Here is a 1156-nt window from a genome sequence, read left to right as displayed (position 1 = left end):
GTAAATAAATTTTCAAAATAGTAGATCACTTGAAGGGAACTCAGTCCGATTTTTGCGATCTGATCAATTGCAAAAAATCCCAAACCACAATCCGGACTGAGTGATGCCAATAATAACATCTATCCCCCACGATGAATGCCAAAAAATGAAAAAACTTATCCATAAAACTCGCGACAAGGACTATGCCCGCCGGTTAACTGCATTACTGCTGTTAAATGAAGGTGTTACTGTGACAAAAGTCGCTAAAACCCTTCATGCCGCCCGCTCTTCTGTCAATCGCTGGGTTAAAGGGTTTAGGTTATATGGATTGGAAGGACTCAAAAGTTTACCCGCGGGTAGGCCAGTAGTCTGGGATCTCACTCCTCTCGATAACATCTTGTTTTTCTTATTACAGCAATCGCCTCAAGAGTTAGGGTACCTTCGTTCTCGCTGGAGTCTTGAACTCATGAACAAAACACTGAATGAATTGTTCAATATTTCGCTGACATCAAGCACGCTATATCGTCATTTCGTTCAGGTGGGTATTGTCTGGCGCAGAGCCGCCCCCACAGTGAAACAACCTGACCCGGAATATGATGAAAAAATGGCAAAAATCACGGAAGCGAAAGCGAATATATCAGAAAGACATCCGGTTTTTTATGAAGATGAAGCCGACATTGATTTAAACCCTAAAATTGGGGCAGATTGGTGTTTCAAAGGCCAGCAAAAACGCATAGTCACACCGGGAAAAAACGAAAAATATTATCTGGCAGGCTGCCTCAATGCGCAAACCAAAGAAGTCACTTACGTAAAAGGAGAAAAAAAGAATTCTGATCTGTTTATCAAAATGTTAGATGAACTAAATGCCCGTCATCCCCATGCGGAAACTATCACGTTAATCTTAGATAATTACTGCATTCATAAAAGTCACAAAGTCAAAAACTGGCTGGCACAACATGGCAAGTTCACACTGTTATTTTTACCGGTTTATTCTCCCTGGTTGAATAAAATAGAACGGTTATGGCAATCACTTCATGAAACCGTGACTCGGAATCATTGTTGTCAATTTATGTGGCAATTACTCAATCACGTCGATGTCTTTTTACGATCGTTTTCATCGCAGCAAAAGCCCGGAATACAAAAAATGAGTGGAGCACTATTATGAAAAGTGATTTAC

At 40.7% G+C, this 1156-nt stretch carries 1 protein-coding gene; it reads left to right on the top strand.

Annotated elements, in window-relative coordinates; genetic code table 11:
- The first annotated feature begins 103 nt into the window (after positions 1 to 103).
- Entirely contained in the window at positions 104 to 1144 is a 1041-nt protein-coding gene (locus tag AACQ81_RS03665; protein ID WP_237388483.1) for an IS630 family transposase, read from the top strand.
- Positions 1145 to 1156: the final 12 nt, after the last annotated feature.

Source organism: Xenorhabdus sp. Sc-CR9 (genome assembly GCF_963897815.1).
Classification (GTDB): Bacteria; Pseudomonadota; Gammaproteobacteria; order Enterobacterales; family Enterobacteriaceae; genus Xenorhabdus.
The sequence above is the reverse complement of the archived record's forward strand: the minus strand, read 5'-3'. Positions and strand labels throughout refer to the sequence as shown.